Origin of the sequence: Roseomonas indoligenes, from assembly GCF_017813365.1 — a bacterium.
GTDB classification, from domain to species: Bacteria; Pseudomonadota; Alphaproteobacteria; order Acetobacterales; family Acetobacteraceae; genus Roseomonas; species Roseomonas indoligenes.
Window position 1 is genome coordinate 15,283 of record NZ_JAGIZA010000030.1, and the last position, 22,633, is coordinate 37,915.

24 protein-coding genes are annotated in these 22,633 nt (G+C 71.1%); 13 read left to right on the forward strand and 11 right to left on the reverse strand.

The genetic code is table 11. The annotated features are described in order from the left end of the window. Nucleotides 1-2 precede the first annotated feature (2 nt). From J5Y10_RS25710 to J5Y10_RS25720, 3 genes are all read right to left on the reverse strand, one after another. On the reverse strand, nt 3-626 hold the full coding sequence (locus J5Y10_RS25710) for a methylthioribulose 1-phosphate dehydratase (RefSeq protein ID WP_209376998.1): 624 nt from the start codon (nt 624-626) through the stop codon (nt 3-5). Nucleotides 627-707: 81 nt separating this feature from the next. Then, complete coding sequence (locus tag J5Y10_RS25715; RefSeq protein WP_209376999.1) at nt 708-968, reverse strand: twin-arginine translocase TatA/TatE family subunit; 261 nt, start codon at nt 966-968, stop codon at nt 708-710. Nucleotides 969-1,199: 231 nt separating this feature from the next. Beyond that, on the reverse strand, nt 1,200-1,718 hold the full coding sequence (locus J5Y10_RS25720) for a CHAP domain-containing protein (protein WP_342453024.1): 519 nt from the start codon (nt 1,716-1,718) through the stop codon (nt 1,200-1,202). 176 nt (nt 1,719-1,894) lie between these two features. On the opposite strand from J5Y10_RS25720, the gene J5Y10_RS25725 reads away from it, so the two are divergent. From J5Y10_RS25725 to rpsO, 5 genes are all read left to right on the forward strand, one after another. Then, nucleotides 1,895-2,350 (forward strand): carboxymuconolactone decarboxylase family protein, encoded by a 456-nt coding sequence (locus J5Y10_RS25725; protein ID WP_209377000.1) that lies wholly within the window; start codon nt 1,895-1,897, stop codon nt 2,348-2,350. A 1-nt stretch (nt 2,351) separates the two neighbouring features. Then, nucleotides 2,352-3,242: a sigma-70 family RNA polymerase sigma factor gene (locus J5Y10_RS25730; RefSeq protein WP_209377001.1), complete on the forward strand. Its 891-nt coding sequence runs from the start codon at nt 2,352-2,354 to the stop codon at nt 3,240-3,242. A gap of 65 nt (nt 3,243-3,307) precedes the next feature. After that, the gene (locus J5Y10_RS25735; protein WP_245215106.1) at nt 3,308-4,297 is read left to right on the forward strand and encodes a Gfo/Idh/MocA family protein; all 990 of its coding nucleotides are present in this window, start codon (nt 3,308-3,310) and stop codon (nt 4,295-4,297) included. A gap of 368 nt (nt 4,298-4,665) precedes the next feature. Beyond that, on the forward strand, nt 4,666-5,628 hold the full coding sequence (gene truB, locus J5Y10_RS25740; protein WP_209377002.1) for a tRNA pseudouridine(55) synthase TruB: 963 nt from the start codon (nt 4,666-4,668) through the stop codon (nt 5,626-5,628). 29 nt (nt 5,629-5,657) lie between these two features. Then, nucleotides 5,658-5,930 carry a 30S ribosomal protein S15 gene (rpsO, locus tag J5Y10_RS25745; RefSeq protein ID WP_209377003.1) on the forward strand — a complete coding sequence of 91 codons (273 nt, stop codon included), beginning with the start codon at nt 5,658-5,660 and terminating at the stop codon, nt 5,928-5,930. Between the two features lie 724 nt (nt 5,931-6,654). Here the strand turns inward: rpsO and dnaJ are convergent. Next, entirely contained in the window at nt 6,655-7,806 is a 1,152-nt protein-coding gene (gene dnaJ / locus J5Y10_RS25750) for a molecular chaperone DnaJ (RefSeq protein WP_209377004.1), read from the reverse strand. Between the two features lie 140 nt (nt 7,807-7,946). Further along, nucleotides 7,947-9,893 (reverse strand): molecular chaperone DnaK, encoded by a 1,947-nt coding sequence (gene dnaK, locus J5Y10_RS25755; RefSeq protein WP_209377005.1) that lies wholly within the window; start codon nt 9,891-9,893, stop codon nt 7,947-7,949. A gap of 380 nt (nt 9,894-10,273) precedes the next feature. Between dnaK and J5Y10_RS25760 the strand changes: the two genes are divergently transcribed. The 7 genes from J5Y10_RS25760 to phnE (J5Y10_RS25790) all read left to right on the forward strand — a co-directional run bounded on the left by J5Y10_RS25760 (nt 10,274) and on the right by phnE (J5Y10_RS25790) (nt 17,448). Continuing rightward, entirely contained in the window at nt 10,274-11,089 is an 816-nt protein-coding gene (locus J5Y10_RS25760; protein ID WP_209377006.1) for an alpha/beta fold hydrolase, read from the forward strand. Nucleotides 11,090-11,193: 104 nt separating this feature from the next. After that, the gene (locus J5Y10_RS25765) at nt 11,194-12,420 is read left to right on the forward strand and encodes an MFS transporter (protein WP_209377007.1); all 1,227 of its coding nucleotides are present in this window, start codon (nt 11,194-11,196) and stop codon (nt 12,418-12,420) included. A gap of 58 nt (nt 12,421-12,478) precedes the next feature. Beyond that, complete coding sequence (locus tag J5Y10_RS25770; RefSeq protein WP_209377008.1) at nt 12,479-13,642, forward strand: DegT/DnrJ/EryC1/StrS family aminotransferase; 1,164 nt, start codon at nt 12,479-12,481, stop codon at nt 13,640-13,642. Nucleotides 13,643-13,702: 60 nt separating this feature from the next. Next, nucleotides 13,703-14,509: a phosphonate ABC transporter ATP-binding protein gene (gene phnC / locus J5Y10_RS25775; RefSeq protein WP_209377009.1), complete on the forward strand. Its 807-nt coding sequence runs from the start codon at nt 13,703-13,705 to the stop codon at nt 14,507-14,509. 14 nt (nt 14,510-14,523) lie between these two features. Further along, nucleotides 14,524-15,498: a phosphate/phosphite/phosphonate ABC transporter substrate-binding protein gene (gene phnD / locus J5Y10_RS25780; RefSeq protein WP_209377010.1), complete on the forward strand. Its 975-nt coding sequence runs from the start codon at nt 14,524-14,526 to the stop codon at nt 15,496-15,498. Between the two features lie 241 nt (nt 15,499-15,739). Then, a complete protein-coding gene (gene phnE, locus J5Y10_RS25785) occupies nt 15,740-16,615 on the forward strand; it encodes a phosphonate ABC transporter, permease protein PhnE (protein ID WP_209377021.1) in 876 nt (291 codons plus the stop codon). Then, the gene (gene phnE, locus J5Y10_RS25790; RefSeq protein ID WP_209377011.1) at nt 16,612-17,448 is read left to right on the forward strand and encodes a phosphonate ABC transporter, permease protein PhnE; all 837 of its coding nucleotides are present in this window, start codon (nt 16,612-16,614) and stop codon (nt 17,446-17,448) included. The genes phnE (J5Y10_RS25785) and phnE (J5Y10_RS25790) overlap by 4 nt, the downstream gene beginning before the upstream one ends. A 294-nt stretch (nt 17,449-17,742) precedes the next feature. On the opposite strand, the gene J5Y10_RS25795 is transcribed toward phnE (J5Y10_RS25790), so the two are convergent. Beyond that, entirely contained in the window at nt 17,743-18,213 is a 471-nt protein-coding gene (locus J5Y10_RS25795; RefSeq protein WP_209377012.1) for a GcrA family cell cycle regulator, read from the reverse strand. A 166-nt stretch (nt 18,214-18,379) separates the two neighbouring features. After that, on the reverse strand, nt 18,380-19,339 hold the full coding sequence (locus J5Y10_RS25800) for an acetamidase/formamidase family protein (protein ID WP_209377013.1): 960 nt from the start codon (nt 19,337-19,339) through the stop codon (nt 18,380-18,382). A gap of 86 nt (nt 19,340-19,425) precedes the next feature. Between J5Y10_RS25800 and J5Y10_RS25805 the strand changes: the two genes are divergently transcribed. Beyond that, nucleotides 19,426-20,619 carry a BaiN/RdsA family NAD(P)/FAD-dependent oxidoreductase gene (locus J5Y10_RS25805; RefSeq protein WP_432761266.1) on the forward strand — a complete coding sequence of 398 codons (1,194 nt, stop codon included), beginning with the start codon at nt 19,426-19,428 and terminating at the stop codon, nt 20,617-20,619. Nucleotides 20,620-20,915: 296 nt separating this feature from the next. Here the strand turns inward: J5Y10_RS25805 and J5Y10_RS28845 are convergent, their stop codons facing one another. The 4 genes from J5Y10_RS28845 to J5Y10_RS25820 all read right to left on the reverse strand — a co-directional run. Next, the gene (locus tag J5Y10_RS28845) at nt 20,916-21,074 is read right to left on the reverse strand and encodes a DUF308 domain-containing protein (protein WP_342453025.1); all 159 of its coding nucleotides are present in this window, start codon (nt 21,072-21,074) and stop codon (nt 20,916-20,918) included. A 75-nt stretch (nt 21,075-21,149) separates the two neighbouring features. Next, the gene (locus J5Y10_RS25810; protein WP_209377015.1) at nt 21,150-21,518 is read right to left on the reverse strand and encodes a DUF308 domain-containing protein; all 369 of its coding nucleotides are present in this window, start codon (nt 21,516-21,518) and stop codon (nt 21,150-21,152) included. 114 nt (nt 21,519-21,632) lie between these two features. After that, nucleotides 21,633-22,013, reverse strand: a complete 381-nt coding sequence (locus tag J5Y10_RS25815) for a WYL domain-containing protein (RefSeq protein ID WP_209377016.1) — start codon at nt 22,011-22,013, stop codon at nt 21,633-21,635. Nucleotides 22,014-22,063: 50 nt separating this feature from the next. Next, nucleotides 22,064-22,633, reverse strand: a 570-nt coding sequence (locus tag J5Y10_RS25820) for an energy transducer TonB (RefSeq protein WP_209377017.1), incomplete at its 5' end; no start/stop codon positions are given.

A 22,633-nucleotide genomic window follows, 5' to 3' on the forward strand; every position in this document is an offset into this window, starting at 1 on the left:
GGCTACCGGTTGATCGAAAGGTTGGCCAGCTCGCAGGCCAGCATGAATTCCAGCCCCTCCAGGCGGGCCAGCGCGGCTTCCATGTCGGGGCCCCATACATAGATACCGTGGCCACGGATCAAATACCCGGGAAGGATCGGAGCGGCCATGTTCCCCCAGCGGGCCTCCACGGCGCGCTGCAGGCGGGGGATATCCTGGTCGTTGTCCAGCACCGGGATCTCGACCGCGGCCTCGTGCGTGGCCAGGCCCGGAAAGGCCTTCAGCAGCTCGTAGCCCTCAAGCCGGATGGAATCCCCGGCCCGGCGGGAAAGGACCGTGTTGGCGATGGAATGGCCGTGCACCACCGCGCCCACATCGGGGAAGGTGCGGTAGGCGCCGCAGTGCAGCCCCGTCTCGGCGGAGGGACGAAGGGCCGGATTCTCCGGCGCGCCCCCCATGTCCACGGCCATCACCGCGCCCGCGTCCAGCTGCGCCTTGTGGAAGCCGGATCGGGTGATCGCCACCCGCCCTCCGGGAAGCCGGACGGAGATGTTCCCCGCCGTCGCCGGCACCCAGTTGCGTTCCGCCATCCGCCGCCCGGCGGAGACGATGGCCTCGATCGCGGCCTGCGGAATGGGTTCGGGCACACGCGCCTCCTCGACAGCAATGCGCCGGCCGCCAGGGGAATACCCTGGGGCCGGCGCAGCTTCAGCCCGCAATGAAGGGGTTCAGACCGTCGGCGGCTGGCGGACGGTGGTGCGGTGCGGGTCGGCGGCCGTGCCCACGGTCGGCGGGGGCAGGTTGCCGGCGGGCGGCACGACGGTGCTGTCCGCCATGGAGGCGTCGGGCTCGTCCTCCTTGATGTTCTTCTTGAAGGACTTGATGCCGGTGGCGAGGTCACCCATCAAACCGCTGATCTTGCCGCTGCCGAAGAGCAGCAGCACGACGAGCAGCACGACGATCCAGTGCCAGATGCTGAACGAACCCATGTGACGCCCCGTAGATCCTTATGTGCCGGGCCGGAAGCCCTGCCACGTTCCAGGTTGGAGACTAGGGCCACGCATTCCCGGGGTAAACCGGCCCGCCCCAGCCCTGTGGAAATCCGTGAGGGGACATGGGCCATGCAGGCCCCGGACGCAATGGGCGGATGACGGTTCCTTCATCTGTCACGTTGCGCTGCCGGCAGAGGAAAAAGGAATTTCCCCCGGGGGCCGCCCCCGCTACTCCGCCGAGGCCCAGCTCCGATACGGCAGGATGAAGCCGTAGGCCGGAAACACCGTATTCCCCACCACATTGGCCGGCGGGTACCACACCCGCACCGCCGACCAGTCGTTGCGCTCGGAGACATCGACCACCGCCTGGTCGCGCGCCACGCGGCCCTTCAGCCCGCCCGAGGCCCAGTTGGCGTGGTCCACCCGGATCTCGCGCGGTCCCATCACCCGGGCCACCACGGCCACGTGGCCGTCCCGCAGCCGGGAGGTGCGCTGGAGAACCAGCACCGCGCCGGGGCGGGGGGTCTGCCCGCGGTCGTAGCGGCCGGCGGCGGCCTCCCACCACTGCCACCCGTCGCCGCGCAGGTCGATGCCGGAGCGGGCGCGGGCATAGGGCACGCAGGACTGGTAGCCGCTGCTCGCCTCGTAGCCGTAGCCGGCCGCGATCGGGCCGCGGGTGCTGCCACAGGCGGAGAGCGCCCCGCCCGCCACCGCGAGCAGGAACAGCCGCAGAAGGATGGCGGACACGATCGGAAACCCCCTCGGGCCTCCCCCGAGGCCCGGACGCAACCTAGCGCGGCGCCCGTGGCAGAGTCAGCGCCGTCCTGCGGCGGAAGCGTGGCGGCCGGAAAAATGCGGCGGGGCTGTCACACCGGCGGGGGCCGCCTCGTCCTATCGGCGAACACCTGAAAGGACAGAGCGCCATGACGCCTCGCCTCGACTACTACGCGACCGCCCCGAAGCTGCTGGGGGCCATGATGGGACTGGAACGCGCCGTCGCCACCAGCGGGCTGGAGCACGGGCTGATCGAACTGGTGAAGACCCGCGCCTCCCAGATCAACGGCTGTGCCTTCTGCATCGACATGCACACGAGGGATGCCATGAAGGCCGGGGAGAGCCCGGCCCGCCTCTTCCTGCTGGACGCCTGGCGGGAGGCGCCGCTCTACACGGACCGGGAGCGCGCGGCCCTGGCCTGGACGGAGGCGCTGACCTTGGTTTCCCAGACCCACGCGCCGGACGAGGACTACGAGGCGCTGGGGGCCCATTTCACCGAGGAGGAGATCGTGAAGCTGACGATGCTGATCGCCACGATCAACGCCTGGAACCGGCTGGCCATCGCCTTCCGCAGCGTCCCCGGCGTGCTGCCGAAGGCCGCCTGAGATGTCGGGCGGGCCCGACGCGGCCGAGCACTTCGCGCCGCTGCGGCGGGAGCTGATCGGGCTCGCCTACCGCATGACCGGCTCCCTCGCCACCGCGGAGGACATCGCGCAGGAGGCCTTCCTGCGCTGGAACGCCGCGGACCGGGCGAGGATCGAGCTGCCCCGTGCCTGGCTGCTGAAGGCCACGGCGCGGCTGAGCCTGGACCACCTGAAATCGGCCCGCCACCGGCGGGAGAGCTATGTCGGCCCCTGGCTGCCGGAACCTCTCCTGGTAACGGAGGAGGCGCCGCAGCAGTCCGCGCATGAGAGGGCGCAGGACATCTCCGTCGCCTTCCTCCTCACCTTGCAGCGGCTTTCCCCGGCGGAGCGGGCCGTCTTCATCCTGCACGACCTGTTCGAGACGCCCTTCGCCGAGATCGCCGCCCTGCTCCAGCGCAGCGAGGCCGCCTGCCGCCAGCTGGCCAGCCGCGCCCGCACCCATCTGGGCGAGCCCGAACCCCGGCAATCCGTGACCGATGAGGAGGCCCGCCGCATCGCCCGCGCCTTCATGGACGCCGCGCGGGATGGGCAGGAGGACGCGCTGCGGACCCTGCTGGCTAAGGACGTGGTGCTGCACACCGATGGCGGCGGCATCCGTCCGGCCGCCCGCAACCTCATCTTCGGCGCCGACAAGGTCGGCCGATTCTTCGCCGGCCTGTCCCGCAAGGTGCCGCCCCCCTCCGCCCTGCTGCATCTCGGCCGCCTGAACGGCCTGCCCGGCTTCGTGACGCTGGAGGCGGATGGCCTCCCCCAGGCCACCACGCTGGAGATCGTGGAGGGCCGCATCGTCGCGGTCTATGTGATGCGGAACCCGGAGAAGCTCGGCACGCTGCGCGCCTGCCTGCCGGGCTGAGGGACTGGCGCGCGGCCGGGCCGGAGGTCATCTTCCGCCGCCTCACGCACAGGGGCACAGGCATCTTGGCTTCCGAGCATCCCGACACCGTCAAACTCGGCATCGTCGGCTTCGGCATCATGGGCGAGCGCCTTCTGCGCGCGGCCCTGGACCACCACGGCGCCCCGCTGCGGCTGAGCGGCGTCTGGGACCCTTCGCCGGAAGCCGCCACCCGTCTCTCCGCGATCGCTCCCACTCTGCCAATGCTGGAGAGCGCGAAGGCCGTGATCGCGGGCTGCGACTGCCTCTACGTGGCTGCCCCGCCCGCCGCCCACCTCCCGCTCGCCGGCGCGGCGCTGGCCGCCGGCCGCTCCGTGCTGCTGGAAAAGCCCCTCTCCCACGACACGGAAGCCGCCCGCGCCTTCGTCGCCCGCGCTGAGGCGGAAGGGGCGCGCGCCGGGGTGAACTTTCCCATGGCCTCCTCCCCCGCCGTGGCCCAACTCCGTGCCTGGATGGAGGCCGGCGCCGTCGGCGCCCCGGACTCCCTCTCCATCGAGGTCGCCTTCGCCATCTGGCCCCGCCCCTGGCAGCACGACGCCGCCTCCTGGCTCTCCCGCCGCGCCGAGGGCGGCTTCACGCGGGAGGTGGTCTCCCACTTCCTCTTCCTCACCCGCCGCCTGCTCGGCCCCCTGACCCTGGAATCCGCCCGCGCCACCTACCCCGGCGAAGACCGCTCCGAGACCGCCGTGGAGGCCCGCCTCACCGCCGGCGGCATCCCCGTGACACTGCGCGGGGACGTCGGCACCACCGACCGCGACGACACCAACGCCTGGACCTTGCGCGGCCCCGCCGGCGCCATCCGCCTGCGCGACTGGTCCATCGCCGAGCGCGAGGGCCCGGAGGGCTGGGCCACTGCCCCCGACGCCATCCCGAACGAACGGATGCGCCCGATGGTCCTGCGCGGCCAGATGGACAAGGTGATCGCCATGACCCGCGGCGAGCCCCATACCCTGGCCACCCTGCGCGAGGCGCTGGAGGTGCAGGAGATCGTGGAAGCGGTGCTGGCCGCGGGGTAGCGGCAGCTCGGGGGCTCCGCCCCCGGAACCCCGGGACAAGCGCTTCGCGTCTGCCCAGGCCAGGGGGAAGAAAGAATACTTCCTCCTGGACCCCATCATCTTCTTCGAGTTGGTTTCAGAGAACCCTGTTGCACGCCGAGGGTCGATGACCCTCGGCGAACCGCCAGCCCCGCATTCCGCGGCAGCTCCCCGGAAAAAGATGAGGGTGGGGGTTCCCGGCGGAGGGAGAATTCCTTCTCCCTCCCCCTGGGGCCATTCCCGCCCGCCCCTGCCCGGTGCTAGACGGCCGCCCTTCCCGCCCGCACCGGACCGGGAAGGCATGGATTGACCGCGCGAATGACGGTCTGAGCGAAGAAGGCAGGCCGCGCATGGCAGGGCAGAACGGGCATCGGGGCCGGCAGAACCGCAAGCCCAAGGGAAAGCCCCTGGACGGCTGGCTGATCGTGGACAAGCCCACGGGCATGGGCTCCACGGACGTGGTCACGAAGCTCAAGCGCGCCTTCGACGCCCAGAAGGTCGGCCATGGCGGCACGCTGGATCCGCTGGCGACCGGCATCCTGCCCATCGCCTTCGGCGCCGCCACGAAGGCCGTGCCCTACGTGATGGACAGCACGAAGGTGTACCGCTTCACCCTGAAGATGGGCGACGAACGGGATTCCGACGATGCCGACGGGAACACCATCGCCACCTCCGATTATCGCCCGACGAACGAGCAGATCGAGGCCGCCCTGCCGGCCTTCCGCGGCGACATCATGCAGGTTCCGCCCATCTACTCCGCCATCAAGGTGAACGGGGAGCGCGCCTACGACCTGGCGCGCGAGGGCCAGGCGGTGGAGCTGCAGCCCCGCCCTGCCCGGGTGGACCGCTTCGAGCTGGTGGAGCGCATCGACGACGACACGGCCGTGTTCCACGTGCAGTCCGGCAAGGGCGTGTACATGCGCTCCCTCGCCCGGGACCTGGCGCGGGCGGCGGGAACGGTGGGGCATATCGCGGCCCTGCGCCGCCTGCGGGTCGGACCCTTCCGAGAGGAGGCGGCGATTCCGCTGGACAGCCTGATTGTCACGGGCGATACCCCGCCCCCTTCCCCGGCGCTTCTGCTGCCGGTGACGACCGCGCTGGACGACATCCCGGCACTGGCCGTCACCGAAGCCGAGGCCGCCCGGCTCTCCTTCGGCCAGGAACTCTCCCTGGTCGATTTCATGGGCCGGGTTCCGCAGGCGGCCAACCCCGATGGGGGCCTGGTCCGCGTGCTGTCGGGGGAGCGCCTGATGGGATTGTGCCGCCTGGGGGAAGGGCTTCTCCGCCCCGAACGCTGGCTCGCCCGCGGGTGACCCTGAAATCCCGACCTTAGGATATCCCGATGTCGATGATCACTCCTGAGCGCCGCGCCGCGCTCATCCAGGAATACGCCACCGCCCCGGGCGACACCGGCTCGCCGGAAGTCCAGGTGGCCCTGCTCACCGAGCGGATTACCTCGCTGACGGAGCACATGAAGGTCCACCCGAAGGACTTCCACTCCCGGCGCGGCCTGCTCGTGCTCGTTGGCCAGCGCCGCGGCCTTCTCGACTACACGAAGAAGAAGAGCCAGCAGCGCTACGAGACCCTGATCGGTCGCCTCGGCCTGCGCCGCTAAGACACACGGTTCCCTCAAGGGACCGCTCGGGGCCGGGGGAAGTCATTCCTCCGGCCTTTTTTGCGTGCGCTGTTCCCCAGGGAGCTTCGTCCCTGGCCCGCTCAACAGGGGACCGGGGCGCGAGAGACGGTATCCCGCCCTTGCAGCTGTCCAGGCTCCCGGATGCCTCCAAGGCCCGAAGACGATCTGGTGATGAGCTACGGGGAGCAAGAACTCCTCCTACCTTCCCGGCGACAAGCCAATGGCTGGGAATGTGGACGAAGCGCTCGGCCCTGGGGGCATCTGGCGAGGCCTGTGGACAAGTTGGTGGAATAGATGGGCGGCGCCGTTGGGACAGGGGCGCAAGAGACGGCAGCAAAGCCTTGTGGAGTCAGGGAATTCTTTGTTGCTTACCTGCTTGTGGATATCATAACTGCAAGCATTTTCAACAGGTTAGATCTTAAACTGCGTAACTCCCCGGAGTCCGTGGAACAAAGCGCGGACTCTCGGGCGAGTCCGACCCGGTCAAGCCCTGATCCTGTGGATAAATCACGGGAAAAGTGAATCGCTTGTCCCTGTCGCCTCCAGGACGCGGAACGCTCGGGCACGTTGTCGCTCAAGCCGGGCAAGCGGCTGGAATCCCCAGGGGAATCCCGGACGGGTCCGGAACGCCGGGCCGGCGCCAAGAAAAAACCCCCGCCGGCGGACCGGCGGGGGTTTCTCGAGAAACACTCGGAGAAGGCGCTCAGCGCCCCAGCCCGTCCCAGAACTCCTTCACGCGGGAGAAAAAGCCCTCGCTCTCCGGGCTGGTGCGATTGTTGGCCTCGGCCTCGGCCTCGAACTGCTCCAGCAACTCGCGCTGCTTCGGGGTCAGGTTCTGCGGCGTCTCGACGGAGACCTGCACGTACATGTCCCCCCGCGCGGCGGAGCGGAGGACGGAGAAGCCCTTGCCCCGCAGGCGGAACTGGTCGCCCGCCTGGGTGCCGGTGGGGATCTGCACCCGGGCACGGCCGCCGTCGATGCTCGGCACCTCCACGTTCCCGCCCAGCGCCGCCTGCGTCATCCGCAGGGGCACGCGGATGAAGATGTTGTTCCCCTCCCGCTGGAAGATCGGGTGGGGCTTGATGCCGATATCCACATAGAGGTCGCCGGCCGGCGCCCCGCGCAGCCCGGCCTCGCCCTCGCCCGCCAGGCGGATGCGGGTGCCCTCCTCCACGCCCGCGGGGATGGTCACGTTGAGGTTGCGGTCCTTCTGGACGCGCCCGGCGCCCCCGCAGACCTTGCAGGGGTTCTTGATGGTGCGCCCCTGGCCGCCGCAGGTCGGGCAGGCGCGCTCCACCAGGAAGAAGCCGGACTGGGCGCGCACCTTGCCGGCGCCCTTGCAGGTCGGGCAGGTCTCGGTCTGCGGCTTGCCGCCCTCCGCGCCCGTGCCCTGGCAATTGTCGCAGGAGACGGAGGAGGGGACGCGGATCGTCTGCTTCGTGCCGGCAAAGGCCTCTTCCAGCGCGATCGTCACCTCGGTCCGCAGGTCGGCGCCGCGGCCGCTGTTCTGGCCGCCCCCGCCGCCCCGGCGCCCGCCGAGGTTGCCGAACATCTGCTCGAAGATGTCCTCGAAGCCGCCGCCCGCAAAGCCGCCGCCACCGCCGAAGGGGCCGCCGCCACCCCCGCCGCCCTCGAAGGCGGCATGGCCGTAGCGGTCATAGGCGGCCCGCTTCTCGGCGTCCTTCAGGACGTCGTAGGCCTCGTTGCACTCCTTGAAGTTCGCTTCGGCCGCCTTGTCCCCGGGATTGCGGTCGGGGTGGTGCTGCATGGCGAGCTTGCGGAACGCCTTCTTCAGCGTGTCCTCGTTCGCGTCGCGGGCGACGCCCAGCACCTCGTAATAGTCACGCTTGGCCATGATGGTTCCCGTGCGGGGCGTGCGCTCGCCCTGAGGGGTTGAATACGAGCGGGGTGAATACAGGAACGGCGCCGCAAAGAGAAAGCGCCCGGCCCGCTCTCGCGATGCCGGGCGCCTTTTCTACTTCACGGCGTGGCCGTTCAGCCCTGCTTCTTCTTCGAGGGATCGACGTCCTCGAACTCGGCGTCGACCACCTTGCCGCCGGGGCCGTTCGGGTTGGCGTTGCTGGGGCCGCTGGCCCCACCCTCGCCGCCCGGGGCCGCCCCGGCGCTCTCGGCCGCCTGCTGCGCCTTGTACATCGCCTCGCCGATCTTCATCGACGCGGCGGACAGGCGCTCGCCCGCGGTCTTCATCGCCTCGGGGTCATCACCCTCCAGCGCGGAGCGCGCGGCGGAGAGAGCGGCCTCGACCTCGCCCTTCTCGGCATCGGCCAGCTTGTCGCCGTTCTCCTTCAGGGCCTTGTCCGAGGAGTGGACCAGGGCCTCAAGGTTGTTCTTGGCCTCAACCGTCTCGCGCCGGCGCTTGTCGGCCTCGGCATTCGCCTCGGCGTCCTTCACCATGCGCTCAATGTCGCTGTCGGACAGGCCGGAGCGGGCCTGGATTTTGATCTGCTGCTCCTTGCCGGTGGCCTTGTCCTTCGCGGAAACGGAGACGATGCCGTTCGCGTCGATGTCGAAGGTCACCTCCACCTGCGGCACGCCGCGCGGCGCCGGCGGGATGCCCTGCAGGTCGAAGTTGCCGAGCAGCTTGTTGTCGGCCGCCATCTCACGCTCGCCCTGGAAGACCTTGATCGTCACGGCCGTCTGGTTGTCGTCAGCGGTCGAGAAGGTCTGGGACTTCTTGGTGGGGATCGTGGTGTTGCGGTCGATCAGCCGGGTGAACACGCCGCCCAGCGTCTCGATGCCCAGCGACAGCGGGGTCACGTCGAGCAGCAGGACGTCCTTCACCTCGCCCTTCAGCACCGCGCCCTGGATGGCGGCGCCGATGGCGACCACCTCGTCCGGGTTCACGTTGCGGGCCGGCTCCTTCCCGAAGAAGGACTTCACGGCGTCGATGACCTTCGGCATGCGGGTCATGCCGCCGACCAGGATCACCTCGTCGATCTCGCCCGCCGTCAGACCGGCATCCTTCAGCGCGCTCTTGCAGGGCTCGAGCGTGCGCTGGATCAGGTCGTCCACCAGGCTCTCCAGCTTCGCACGCGACAGCTGCAGCACCAGGTGCTTCGGCCCGGAGGCGTCGGCGGTGATGAAGGGCAGGTTGATCTCGGTCTGCTTCGCGGAGGAGAGCTCGATCTTCGCCTTCTCGGCCGCCTCCTTCAGGCGCTGCAGGGCGAGCTTGTCGCCGCGCAGGTCGATCCCGTTCTCCTTCTTGAACTCGTCCGCGAGATAGTCGATCACCCGCTGGTCGAAGTCCTCGCCGCCGAGGAAGGTGTCGCCGTTGGTGGACTTCACCTCGAAGACGCCGTCGCCGATCTCCAGCACGGACACGTCGAAGGTGCCGCCGCCGAGGTCATAGACCGCGATCGTGCCGCCGTTCTTCTTGTCCATGCCGTAGGCCAGCGCGGCGGCCGTCGGTTCGTTGATGATGCGCAGCACCTCGAGGCCCGCGATCTTGCCGGCCTCCTTGGTGGCCTGGCGCTGGGCGTCGTTGAAGTAGGCGGGGACGGTGATGACGGCCTGCGTCACCTTGTCGCCGAGATAGGCCTCGGCCGTCTCCTTCATCTTGCCGAGGATATAGGCGCTGATCTGCTGCGGCGCCTGCTTGGAGCCGCCCGCATCCACCCAGGCGTCGCCGTTGTCGGCGCGCGCGATCTTGTAGGGGACGAGGGAGACGTCCTTCTGCACCATCGGGTCGTCGAAGCGGCGGCCGATCAGGCGCTTCACGGCGTAGAGCGTGTCGGTCGGGTTGGTCACCGCCTGGCGCTTGGCGGCCTGGCCGACCAGGCGCTCGCCATTCTTGGCGAAGGCGACCATGGAGGGGGTGGTCCGGGCGCCCTCGGCGTTCTCGATGACCTTCGTCTCGCCGCCTTCCATGATGGCGACGCAGGAATTGGTGGTGCCGAGGTCGATACCGATGACCTTGCTCATCCGTCACTCCTTTTCGCGGCGGCCGGGGCACGGCCCGTGATCAGGCACCGTGCGCGGCCCCATTGTTCAATCGGATGGGGGTTGGAAAACGGGTCCTGACCTGCCGGCCATTCCCGTCGGCCCCGATGTATTCAGGGGCAGGCGGCGCGACAAGACCCTGGGGCCAGGGATTCTCGGGGGCTCCGCCGGGGGAAGAAGGAATCCCTCCCCCGCGCCCCATCATCCTCTTTTCCAGGGCTGCCACGCCGCCCGGCAAACCCCCCGTTCCGCATCCCGCGGCAACCCTCCAGAAGAAGAGTAAGGGCGAGGGGGTCGGGGCGAGGGAGAATTCCTGCTCCCTCTCCCTGGCCGAGCGGAAGGTTCTGCCCGAACATCCGTCCATGCTCCCCGACGATCCCGAAGCCCGGCTGAACCGCCTGATCCAGGCTGCCACCCCCGCGGAAACAACCCATGGCGGCGGCCGGATGATCTGGCACGAATGGGGATCGGGGCGGCCGGCGGTGCTGCTGCACGGCGGCGCCGGGTCCTGGCGGCACTGGGCGCGCAACATCGAGGCCCTGTCCGCTCGGCGCCGCCTCCTCGTGCCGGACCTGCCGGGGCTGGGGGAATCCGACCTGCCGCCGCCCGGCACGGATCTGCCGGGCCTCGCCGCCCTCGTCGCGGCCGGGATCGCGGCGCGGGTCGGCGATGCGCCCTACGACCTCGTCGGCTTCTCCTTCGGTTCCATCATCGCGGGGCACGTCGCCGCCCGGCCCGGGGCGCGGGTGCTCTCCCTCGCCCTCCTTGGTGCCGGCTCCCTCGGCCTGACCCGGGAACCCGTGCCCCTCCTCTCCATCCGCGACCGCCGGGGCGAGGACCGGGTGGCCGCGCACCGCGAGAACCTGGCCCGGCTGATGATCCACGACCCCGCCCGGATCGACGCGGAGGCCCTGGCCATCCAGGCCTGGAACAGCGACCACGCCCGCTACCGCAGCCGCAACGTCGTTCACCCCACCGCCCTGCGGGAGGCGCTGGAGAGGGTCCGCGCCCCGCTCTCGGTGATCTACGGCGAGCACGACGCCATCGTCGTGCCCCACATGGCCGAGCGGATCGCCTTCTTCCGCGAACGGGGCACCGAGCCCCTGGTCATCCCCGGCGCCGGCCACTGGGTCGCCTTCGAGGCGCCCGGGCCAGTGAACGCGGCGCTGCTGGCCTGAGCGGGCGTCAGGGGCCCCGGCCGATCGACGCGCCCGCCCCTGCATTCCAGCCCCGCGCGGCCGGGACTGGCCTTCCGGTGGACCGGGCCCCACCATGGCCGGGCATGCTCGCCCCGCCCGACGAAGCCTCCCGCATCCGCCGGCTGATCACCCTCTATGGCCTGACGGCCTTCACCACCTCCCTTTCCGCCCGCAGCCTCGATCCCATCCTGCCGGAGATCGCCCGGAGTTTCGCGGCGGCCACGGATTCGGTGGCGCTGCTCGCCTCCGCCTTCGCCCTGCCCTACGCGCTGGTGCAGCCCTTCCTCGGACCGGTGGGGGATGCGCTGGGCAAGCGGCGGATCATCGCGCTGGCCACGCTGCTCACCGGCCTGGCCCTCGTCGCCTGTGCCCTGGCCCCCTCCCTCGGGCTCCTTTTCGGCTTCCGCGCCCTCGCGGGGGCGGCGGCGGGGGGCATCTACCCCCTGGTCATCGCCACCTTCGGGGACCGGGTGCCCCAGGCCTCGCGGCAGGTGGCGCTCAGCCGGCTGCTGGCCTTCTCCACCGCCGGACAGATCGCGGGTGGGGTGGTCTCCGGCCTCGTCCACGGCTTCGTGGACTGGCGTGGGATCATCGGCGGCGGGGCCGTGGCGGTGCTCGCCATGGGCCTGGTGCTCTGGCGGGACCTGCGGCGGGAGCCCGACACGGCCGCCGGCCGGCTGGACGCGGGCTCCGCCGCCCGGCGCTACCGGGAGATCGTGCGGCTGCCCGCCGCCCGGCGCATCTACGCCGCGGTGGCCACCGAAGGCCTCTTCGTCTTTGGCCTCTTTCCCTATCTCGCGGCGCTGGTGGCGGGCTGGGGGCTGGGCGGCGCGGTGCAGGCGGGGCTGGCGATCGGGGCCTTCGGCGCATCGGGCGTCGCCTACACCTTCCTGGCCGGGCCGATGCTGTCGCGGCTGGGGCTGGCGGCCATGCAGCGCGTGGCGGGGCTGGTGGTGGCCACGGGCTTCCTTCTCGTTTCCGCCGGCGGATGGGCCCTGGGGCTGGGCGTCCTGCCGGTGGTGCTGGGCATGTTCCTCATCGGGCTGGGCTACTTCACCATGCACAACTCCCTGCAGATGCGGGTGACGGAGATCGCGCCCCATGCCCGGGGATCGGCGGTGGCGATGCACGCCTTCTCCTTCTTCGTGGGGCAGTCCCTCGGGCCGCTCCTCTTCGGCACGGTCCTCGGCAGGTTCGGGCCCACGGGGGCGCTGGCGGTCAGCGGGACGGCGATGCTGGCGCTCGGCCTTGCCCTTTCCCGCATCATGCCCGGCCGGGAGCTGCCGGATCATGGGGATCGGGCGCGGTAACCCTCCGACACGATCCTTGATTTCGACGCCCCGCCCGCTTTGCGCTAAGGGGCCGCGCATGGCGCAAGACCCCTCCTCCCTCCCGCCCATCGGGCTGTTCGACGTGAAGGCCCAGCAGGCGCTGATCCGGCCGGAGATCGACCGCCGCATCGCCGCCGTGCTGGATTCCGGCCGCTTCGTGCAGGGGCCTGAGGTGGAGGAGGTGGAGAAGGCGCTGGCCGGTCTCGCCGGCGCCGCCCACTGCGTCGGCGTCTCCTCCGGCACGGACGCGCTGCAGATCGCGATGATGGCGGAGGGGATCGGGCGCGGCGACGCCGTGTTCCTGCCCGCCTTCACCTACACCGCCACCGCCGAGGTGCCGCTGGTGCTCGGCGCCACCCCCGTCTTCGTGGACGTGGACCCGGACACCTTCAACATCGACATCGCCGACCTGAAGAACCGCATCGCGCTGGTGAAGGCGGAAGGGAAGCTCCGCCCCCGCGCCGTGGTGGGCGTGGACCTCTTCGGCCTGCCCGCCGACTGGGTGGCGATCGAGGCGATCTGCGCCGAGGAGGGCATGTTCGCCCTCGACGACGCCGCGCAGGCCTTCGGCGGCGCGCTGAACGGCAAGCGCCTCGGCAATTGGGCCGGCGCCGCCGCCCTCTCCTTCTACCCGACCAAGACTCTCGGCTGTTATGGCGACGGCGGCGCGCTGCTGACGAACGACGCGGAGAAGGCGGAACTCTACCGCTCCCTCCGCACGCACGGCGAGGGCAAGACCCGCTACGAGGTGATGCGCACCGGCATGAACGGCCGCCTGGACACGATCCAGGCCGCCATCCTGCTCTGCAAGCTGCCGCTGCTCGAAAACGAGCTGAAGTCCCGCGCCAGCATCGCCGCCGCCTACGACGCCGCGCTGGCCGGGACGGTGCAGACCCCCGCGAAGCCGGCGGGCGCGGAGAGCGCCTACGGCCTCTACTCCATCGCGCTCGCCGACGAGGCGCAGCGGACCCGCGTGCAAGAGGCCTGCAAGGCCCGCGGCGTGCCGACGGCGGTCTACTACCCGTTGCCGTTGCACCATCAGCCCGCCTATCGCGAGGCCCATGCCTCCGCCCTCGGCCAGGTGCCGCCGCTGCCGGTCAGCGAGGCGCTGTGCAAGCGCATCCTGGCCCTGCCGATGCACCCCTACCTGGACGACGCGCAGGCGGCGCGGGTGACGGAAGCGGTGCTGGCGGGGGTCTGACGCCGCCATAGGCGCCCGGCACTTCGGCCCTATACTGGCCCGGCAAACGCAGGGCCCGCGATGCTGCAGCTGGAAGACCTGACGCGCCGCTTCGGCGGCCGCGCCGCCGTGGATGGCGTCACCCTCGCCATCCCTGACGGGCAGATGGTCGGCATCATCGGCCGCTCCGGCGCGGGCAAGTCCACCCTGCTGCGGATGGTCAACCGCCTGACGGAGCCGACCTCCGGCCGCATCCTGCACGACGGCACGGACGTCACCGCGCTCCGCCGCAAGGCGCTGCGGGACTGGCGCACGCGCTGCGCCATGATCTTCCAGGGCTTCAACCTCATCGGGCGGCTGGACGTGCTGACCAACGTGCTGGTCGGCCGGCTGAACCACCGCCCCGGCTTCCTGGCCGCGCTGAACTCCCTCCTGCTGAACTTCAGCCCGGCCGAGCGCGCCATGGCACTGGACGCGCTGGACCGCCTGGACCTGTCGGAGCAGGCGCTGCAGCGGGCCGAGACCCTCTCCGGCGGGCAGCAGCAGCGCGTGGCCATCGCCCGCGCCCTGCTGCAGGAACCCCGCCTGATCCTGGCGGACGAGCCCATCGCCTCCCTCGACCCGCGCAACGCCCGCGTGGTGATGGAGGCGCTGCGCGACGTGAACCGGCGCGAGGGTCTGACCGTTCTGGTGAACCTGCACCACCTGGACACCGCCCGCCGCTACTGCGACCGCATCGTCGCCATGGCCGCCGGCCGCGTGGTCTTCGACGGCCCGCCCACCGCCCTGACCGCCGCGGAGGTCCACGCCATCTACGGCGTGCCGGAGGAGGCGCTTGAGGCGGAAACGCCCGATGCCCGCCCCCTCCCCGGCGCCCTGCCCGCCTGACCTCGAGGCCTGCCATGCCCAGCCGCCGCGCCCTCCTCGCCACCGCCCTTTCCTGTGCCGCGCTTCCCGCCCGGGCTGCCCGGCGCAGCGCCGATCCCGGCCTCACCTTCCCCGAACCCGGCCGCCGCTCCTGGGCCGACGCCATCGGAACCTTGCGCATCGGCATTTCCGGCGGGGAGAACGAGGCGGACCGCCTGGCCCGCAACGAGCCCTACCAAGCCCTGCTGGAGGAGACCTTCAGGCTTCCCGTCCGCCTCTATCCCGCCCCGGACTTCGCGGGCGTCGGCCAGGCCTTCGCCGCGGGACATATCGAGATGGCGCAGATGGGCGCCGCGAATTTCGCGGGCACCTGGATCGACACGAAAGGCGCCATCGAGCCCCTGGTGGCCGCCGAGGCGGATGACGGCACGCTGGGCTACGTGGCTGTGATGGTGGCGCGCGCGGATTCCGGCATCGCCGACATCGCGGGGATGCGCGGCAAGTCCCTCGCCTGGGCCGACCCCGCCTCCACCTCCGGCTACTTCGCCCCGCGCGCCGCGCTGCGCGCCGCCGGGATCGATCCCACCACCTACTTCTCCCGCACCGGCTTCGCGGGCGGGCACGAGCAGGCCGTGGTGGCCGTGCTGCACCGTCAGTACGACGCGGGCTGCACCTGGGCCTCCGGCGCCGGCGACTTCGCCACCGGCTACTCCCGCGGGGCGCTGAAGGTGATGGTGGACAAGGGCATGCTGGACATGCGCGACCTGCGCGTGATCTGGAGGAGCGACCCCATCCCCGCCGGCCCCATCGCCTGCCGGACCAACCTGCCCGATGCCTTCAAGGAGGACATGCGCGCCTTCTTCCTGGCCATGCCGAAGACCCATCCCAAGGTCTACGAGGGGATCGAGCGCGGCGGCGGCACGGGTTTCCGCACCGTGACGATGGACGACTACGCGCTGGTGCTGAAGCTGCGCGAGGAAGAGGCGGCGGAGCGCCGGCGTCGGCGGTGACAGCTCTCGTGGCCCCTAGGGGGGAGAAGAAATTCTCCCGGGAAATCCCCTCGTCTTTTTTGATCGGGCTGCCGCGGAATGCTGCGCTGGGGTCTCGCCGAGCGGCGTGGCCGCTCGGTGCGGGACATGGCAGCCCGGCGATCAAGCGCGGAACAGCGATCGGGGTATCCACGGCAGTCCTGGCAAAACAGATGATGGGGGTCTGGGGGAAGAACTCATTCTTCCCTCAGCGGAGCGCCCGCTGAGCACCGCCGCACAGCGCGGCGAGGCCGCCTTCCAGGCCGCGCGCCGCGCGAAGCGGGGCCGGGCGTTGCTGGGCGTGGCGCTGTTCCTGGCCGCCCTGCTGGCCAGCGCGTGGATGAGCGAGTTCCACCCGGCGACGCTCGCCGCAGGCCTGCCGCGCGCCGGGGACTACTTCGCGCGGCTGCTGCCGGACCTGCGCTGGGCCGCGCTGTTCGGCGGGTGGGAGACGGAGGGCAGCCTCGCCTTCTGGTTCTACCGCCTGGACAAGTGGGCGCTGCTGCTGCTGGAGACGGCGAACATGGCGGCGCTTGCCACGCTCGCGGGCGGCGTGGCGGCGCTGCTGCTCTCCTTCGCTGCCGCGCGGAACACGGCGCCGAATGCTTGGTCTTACCAGCTCGCCCGGCGGGGGCTGGAGGCGGTGCGGACGGTGCCGGAGATCGTCTACGCGCTGATTCTCGTCTGGGCCTTCGGCGTGGGGCCACTGGCCGGCATCATCGCCATCGCGCTCCACACCGCCGGCGCGCTGGGCAAGCTCTTCGCCGAGGCGATCGAGAACGCGGCGATGGGCCCCTGGGACGCGGTGCGGGCCGCGGGCGGCACCTGGGTGCAGGCCTGCCGCTTCGCGATGCTGCCGCAGGTCGCGCCGAACCTCGTCAGCTACCTGCTGCTGCGCTTCGAGATCAACGTGCGCGGCGCGAGCGTGATCGGCTTCGTCGGCGCCGGCGGCATCGGGCAGGAGCTCTACCTCGTCATCTCCCAGAACTACTACGAGGAGATCTCGGCCATCATCGTGCTGATCGTGATCGTGGTGGCGGCCATCGACCTCCTCTCCGACCGCGTCCGCCGCGGGCTGGTCGGGGAAGCGCGCGCGTGAGCGGGGCGCGCATCGCCCACTGGAAGGCGGCGCTGCCGGAGGCCTTCGCCCTGCCGCCGCGCCGCCGCGCCTGGCGCCTGGTCGGAGGCGCGCTGTTCCTGCTCTGGCTGGGCTGGGCACTCTGGCTCTTCGACATCACGCCACAGCGGCTGTGGAACGGGCTCTCCGGCCTCTTCGTCATCATCCGCCTGATGATCCCGCCCTCTCCCGGGGATCTGTGGCAGGACATCCTGAAGGGCATTGCGGAGAGCGTGGCAATGGCCTTTCTCGGCACCGTGCTGGCCGCGGTCTTCGCCATCCCGCTCGGCTTCCTCGGCGCGCGCAACATCGTCACCACCACCCTGCTGCGCTTCTCCCTGCGCCGGGTCTTCGACGGGATGCGCGGCGTGGACCAGCTCATCTGGGCGCTGGCCTTCGTGCGCGCCGTCGGCCTCGGCCCGCTCGCCGGCGTGCTCGCCCTCTTCGTCTCCGACCTCGCTACCCTCTCCAAGCTCTACGCCGAGGCCATCGAGAACGCGGACCGGCGCCAGGCGGAGGGCGTGGTGGCCGCCGGCGGATCGCGGATCATGGCGATCCGCTTCGGCATCCTGCCGCAGGTCCTGCCGGTCATGCTGGCCCAGGCCCTCTACTTCTTCGAGAGCAACACGCGCTCCGCATCCATCCTCGGCGTGGTCGGCGCGGGCGGGATCGGGCTGCAGATCGCCGAGCGCATCAAGGTGCGCCACTGGGACGAGGTGGCCTTCATCATCCTCCTGATGGTCGTCACCGTTGCGGCGATCGACTGGATCGGCGGGCGCATCCGGCGGCGGCTGATCGGCGGGCGTGGTGTCTGATGGCCCCAAGGGAGGGGAGAAGGAATTCTCCCCTCCCTTGGAACCCACCCCTCATCTTCTTCTGGAAGACTGCCGTGGAATACCCGGCAGGCGGTTCGCCGAGGGTCATCGACCCTCGGCACGGAACATGTCTCCCGGCCCCAGCCCGAAGAAAAAGATGATGGGGGTCCAGGGGGAAGAATTCCTTCTTCCCCCTGGTGGAGGGTCCGGGAGGCGGAGCCTCCCGAAGCACAAACAAGAAGGGCGCCGGTCCCCCTGACCGGCGCCCTTCCTGTCACGCGATGTCGCTGCCGTTCAGGCCGCGTCCTCGCGGCGATCGCGCGCCTTCACGTAGGCGATGGAAGCGTGCTCCAGGCAGTAGGGCTTCCCGGCGAAGGATTCCGACGTGCAGAAGCGGAACTCCGGCGTGCCGGGCTCGCCGATCGGCCAGCAGCAGGTCCGCGCGCCGCTGCGCGGGAAGGGGCGCACCACGGCGGGCGGCGCGGCGCGCATCGCGGGCGCCGGCGGGCGCGGCGCGACGGGCATGACGGGGCGCGGCGCGGGTGCAGCGACCGGCGCGACGGCTGCGATCGGGCGGGGCGCGGCGGATGCCGCGGCGGCCTGCTCGCGCTGGATGGGGCTCGGGCGCGCGGGCAGGTGCAGGCGATGCGCCTTGCCCACCACGGCGTTCTTCGAGATACCCATGCGGCGCCCGATCTCGGCGGTGGAGTGTCCTTCCGCCCAAAGCGCCCTGAGTTGTTCGATCGCTTCCGCTGACCAGTCCACCGCGCCTACCCCCGTCAACGACGATACAAGATACGGTAGGTCAGAGGGTTACCCGCCCACAAGATGACACCCACGAAAACTTGTGGACGGATATGTGGGCGATTCTGTGGACAGGATTCAGTGTGTGAATCGGATCAGCCGTTTCCCATGCCCACTTCACACGCCGCTAGAGGATGACACCTTTCCTCAACATTCCGTGCACGCCCTTCTCGCCGTTCACGGTTTGAGTCACGCGGAAATCTACCGCGAGCGAGCAGAACTGGTAAGCATCCGCCGTCGAGAGGTTGGTGCGCGCGGCGATGAAGCCGATCATCTCGCGTAGCGCCTGCTTCATCGCGAGGTCCAGGTCCTCGTTCATGCCCATGGTGATGAAGTGCGTCGGCGTTTCCGCGCGCGGGAAGCGCAGGATCGGATCGCGCGCGCCGCCGCCCTTCTCCATGTGCAGGCCGAAGGTGCCGGTCAGGCTCGTCTCCAGCGCGTTGATGCAGACCTCGCCGTCGCCCTGCACGCCGTGGCCATCACCGGCGGAGAACATCGCGCCCGCCACATGCACGGGCAACCACAGGGTGGTGCCCTCGACCAGCTCCTTGTTGTCGAGGTTGCCGCCATGCGCGCGCGGCTCCTTCGTGGAGATGCGGCCCCATTCCGGCGGCGGCGCCACGCCCATCACGCCGAAGAAGGGCGCGAGGTCTAGCTTGATGCCCCCGCCCATCGGCAGGATGCAGGTCTTCGCCGCCTGATCGACGGGGATGTGCAGCATGCGGCGGAAGGGGAAGTCCTCCGGCAGCGTGCCCATCAGCGGGCGGAAGCCGCAGAAGCCCCAATCCGTGCCGAGCTCGATCCGCTCGATCTCCACCCGCAGCGCATCGCCCGGCTCCGCGCCGCGCACCTCCACCGGGCCGGTGATGATGTGCCCGACCAGGCCCGCCGTGTTCGCCGCGGCAATGTCGCGCAGGGCCTGCGGCACCGTCATCCCGCTGCCCTCGCCCGGCACGGCGTCGCCGAGGCCGGAGACGCATTGCAGCGTCACGCTCTCCCCCGCCGCGATGCTCGCCACCGGCGGAAAGGCGGCGTCGAACTGGCCGATACGGGTGGTCTGCGGCGTGGCAGGAACGAAATGGGTCATCGTGGATTCCCTGGTGCGGCCATTCTTGCCCAGGCCGCGCGGCTTGGCGAGGCGGCCTTGCGCGATCCGCCGCGGGGCGCCAAGGGATGCCCGCGATGACCGAGACCTTCGACGCGATCGTCCTCGGCGCCGGCGCCGCGGGCCTGATGGCGGCCTTCACCGCCGGGCAGCGCGGCCGGCGCGTGCTGCTGCTGGACCATGCCGAAGGGCCGGGGGCGAAGATCCTCATCTCCGGCGGGGGCCGCTGCAACTTCACCAATCTCGGGGTGGAGCCGTCGCGCTTCTTCTCGGCCAACCCGCATTTCGCGCGCTCCGCCCTCTCCCGCTACACGCAGCGGGACTTCATCGCGTTGGTGGAGCGCCACCGCATCCCCTATCACGAGAAGACGCTAGGCCAGTTGTTCTGCGACGGCTCAGCCCGCGCCATCGTGGCGATGCTGCTGGCCGAGTGTGACGCCGCACGGGTGGACCTGCGCCTGCGCCACCGCATCACCGACGTCTCCCGCGCCGATGTCTTCCAGGTGCAGACAAACCACGGCACCTTCACCGCGCCCGCGCTGGTGCTGGCCACCGGCGGCCTCTCCATTCCCAAGATGGGCGCCACGGGACTTTCGCTCGAGATCGCGCAGCGCTTCGGCCTGTCCGTGCTGCCGCCGCGCCCCGGCCTGGTGCCGCTGACCTTCGGCGAGGCCGACCTCGCCCTCATGCGTCCCATCTCCGGCGTCTCGCTGCCCGTGGAGGCGCGCGCGGGCAAGGCGCGCTTCACCGAGGCGATGCTCTTCACCCATCGCGGCCTCTCCGGCCCCGCCATCCTGCAGGTCTCCACCCCCTGGCGCCCGGGCGAGCCGGTCGCGGTGGACCTGCTGCCCGGCCTCGATGCCACGGCCTGGCTGCTGGCCCGCAAGAACGAGCGCCCGCGCGCCGCCCTGCACACGGTCCTGGCCGAACACATGCCCCAGCGCCTGGCCGCCGCCCTCGGCACCACCCTGTTCCAGGAACACGCGCGCCCCGTGGGCGAGCTCGGCAACAAGGCCCTCTCTGCCGTTTCCGCGCGGCTGAAGAACCTCTCACTCACCCCCACGGGCACGGAAGGCTACGCTAAGGCCGAGGTGATGGCGGGCGGCGTGGACACCGCCGCCCTCTCCTCCCAGACCATGGCGGCGACCGCCGTGCCCGGCCTGCACGTGGTGGGCGAAGCCGTGGACGTGACGGGCTGGCTCGGCGGCTACAACTTCCAATGGGCCTGGTCGTCGGGCTGGTGCGCGGGAATGTCGGTCTAGGTTCTGGCCTGTCCGGAGCCAGGGGGCGCTGCCCCCTGGAACCCCCGCCAAGGGCCTGAGGCCCCTGGACCCCCGGCTGGCTACCGCCGCGCCGGACTGACACGGGGTTTCGGCGCGAAGGACTTGATCCTGCCCTTGCAGTCGCCTCGGGTCGTGGACCCGAGGCGCACCGCCAGCCGAGCCAGACCAACTCGAAGAAAAAGATGATGGTGAGGGGTTCGGGAAGAGGAAGAATTCCTTTTTCCTCTCCCCGGGACAGACCTTCAGCGAAAAGCCGGAAAACCCTGGTCCGCGGATCAGCCCGGCGTCGGGTCGTGGTGGACGCGGCGCAGGCGGAAGGCGAGGCTGACGAGGAGGATGCCGCCCAGCACGGCCTGGATCGCCACCACCCAGATCAGCGCCAGCAATCCGGCCCCTGGCGCCGAGGCCAGCCAGATTCCGAAGAGGATGCCCACGGCGCCCCAGAGGCCGAGCAGCCAGCTTCCGCTGCGCCAGGCGAGGACGATGCGGAAGATCCCCGTGGCGATGGATCAGGCCGCGACCAGGAGGACAAGCACGATTGCCGAGGCGATCGGCATGGTCATCAACACCACGGCCGCGACGAGAGAGAGGAGGCCATCAACCCAGAGCCAGCCGGAGTGCGGCCGGGCCGGGCCGGGGAGGGGCACGGCGCTGTGGCCCGTCGCGGCCTGCCAGAGGGTGAAGACCCCGTCCAGCGCCAGCCAGGCCGCGAGGACGCCGAGGATGACGGCGAGCCCGAGCCCCGGTGCCACGAAGGCGAAGATGCCGAAAAGCACGGAGACCACCCCGCGGAGCAGCAGCAGCCACCAGCCGCTCGCCAGCGCGCGGACGACGCGGAAACGCCCCTCGGCCGGGGTGGGAAGGGTGGTGGCGGACATGAGCGTCGGCTCCTGCGCGGGGGACGCCTTTGCAGCGGCAGGCGTGGCGGAAGGTTGCGCTGGCTTACGGCGGAGCCCGCCCGGCGAAAGATTGGGGCCGACCAGCGGCCGGTATCAGGCCGCGAGCGCCTCCGCCCGGCTCGGCACCTCGGCCACGAGCGCGTCGATGCCGGGCGTCCAGTGCGGGCCGCCGCGCGGGCGCGGGGCGAAATGGGCGCGCAGGGCGCGGCTGCCCTCGATGCGGGCCACGTCGAACAGGCGCCATCCCTCGCCGGGATCGTCCGGGCCGCGCGCCAGGCCAGCGGTCTGCCAGGTCAGCAGGCCGATGCGGCCGGTGCCGGTCCGCCCGATGGCGTGGGGATGCACCACGCGCCAGGCGCCGCCATAGCGCAGCTCCAGCGCGCGCCGCTCCCGAACCGCGCGGGAGAGGCGGGCGACACGGCGGCGCAGGCGCGGGGAGAGTGACGGGGTAGGAATTGTGGGGTTGCTGGACACCCGGTGGATATGGTGTCCAGTCGCTTGTTTTTGAAGGCGGATGACCCGCTTCAGCGCAGGCCGAAGCGGATCGGCACGACCAGTTCCACCGTATTCCCCGGCATGTCGGCGGGGAGGGGCGGCAGGCTCACGCGGCGGAGCATCGCCTCCGCCTCCTCGTCCAGATCGGTCTCGCCGGAACTGCGGACGAGGCGGGCGGAGGCGACGCTGCCGTCCCGGCGCAGGACGAACCCCACGGTCACCACGCCCTCGGCGCGCCGCGCACGGGCACCGGGGGGATAGCGCTTCACGCGGTTCAGCGCGGCGGCGATCTGCCCGACATAGTCGCTGGGCACGCCGCCGGCCGCCCGGGCGGGCGCGGCCGGCGCCGCGGGGGCCGGCGCGGGGGAGGGCACCGGTGCCGGCGGCGCGGCCACGGGCGGCGCGTAGGGCTGCACGGGCGCCTGCTCTGCCACCTGGGGTCGCACGGGGCGGGGCGCCGGGGCGCGGGGGCGCGGCGGCTGCACCACCGGCACGGGCGGGGGCGGCGGGGCAGGGGGCGGCGGAAGCGGCGGGGGCTCCTCCGCGGCCTGCACGGGTGGCGGCTCCGGCGGCGGGGGCGCCTCTGGCGGTGGTGGGGG

Coding starts and splice junctions, on each gene's coding strand:
- J5Y10_RS25800 (WP_209377013.1), bottom strand. CDS start 19,339: ATGACCCATTTCGTTCCTGCCACGCCGCAGACCACCCGTATCGGCCAG.
- J5Y10_RS25760 (WP_209377006.1), top strand. CDS start 10,274: ATGCTCCCCGACGATCCCGAAGCCCGGCTGAACCGCCTGATCCAGGCT.
- J5Y10_RS25770 (WP_209377008.1), top strand. CDS start 12,479: ATGGCGCAAGACCCCTCCTCCCTCCCGCCCATCGGGCTGTTCGACGTG.
- J5Y10_RS25810 (WP_209377015.1), bottom strand. CDS start 21,518: ATGTCCGCCACCACCCTTCCCACCCCGGCCGAGGGGCGTTTCCGCGTC.
- dnaK (WP_209377005.1), bottom strand. CDS start 9,893: ATGAGCAAGGTCATCGGTATCGACCTCGGCACCACCAATTCCTGCGTC.
- J5Y10_RS25715 (WP_209376999.1), bottom strand. CDS start 968: ATGGGTTCGTTCAGCATCTGGCACTGGATCGTCGTGCTGCTCGTCGTG.
- J5Y10_RS25725 (WP_209377000.1), top strand. CDS start 1,895: ATGACGCCTCGCCTCGACTACTACGCGACCGCCCCGAAGCTGCTGGGG.
- truB (WP_209377002.1), top strand. CDS start 4,666: ATGGCAGGGCAGAACGGGCATCGGGGCCGGCAGAACCGCAAGCCCAAG.
- J5Y10_RS25730 (WP_209377001.1), top strand. CDS start 2,352: ATGTCGGGCGGGCCCGACGCGGCCGAGCACTTCGCGCCGCTGCGGCGG.
- J5Y10_RS25765 (WP_209377007.1), top strand. CDS start 11,194: ATGCTCGCCCCGCCCGACGAAGCCTCCCGCATCCGCCGGCTGATCACC.
- dnaJ (WP_209377004.1), bottom strand. CDS start 7,806: ATGGCCAAGCGTGACTATTACGAGGTGCTGGGCGTCGCCCGCGACGCG.
- rpsO (WP_209377003.1), top strand. CDS start 5,658: ATGTCGATGATCACTCCTGAGCGCCGCGCCGCGCTCATCCAGGAATAC.
- phnD (WP_209377010.1), top strand. CDS start 14,524: ATGCCCAGCCGCCGCGCCCTCCTCGCCACCGCCCTTTCCTGTGCCGCG.
- phnC (WP_209377009.1), top strand. CDS start 13,703: ATGCTGCAGCTGGAAGACCTGACGCGCCGCTTCGGCGGCCGCGCCGCC.
- J5Y10_RS25805 (WP_432761266.1), top strand. CDS start 19,426: ATGCCCGCGATGACCGAGACCTTCGACGCGATCGTCCTCGGCGCCGGC.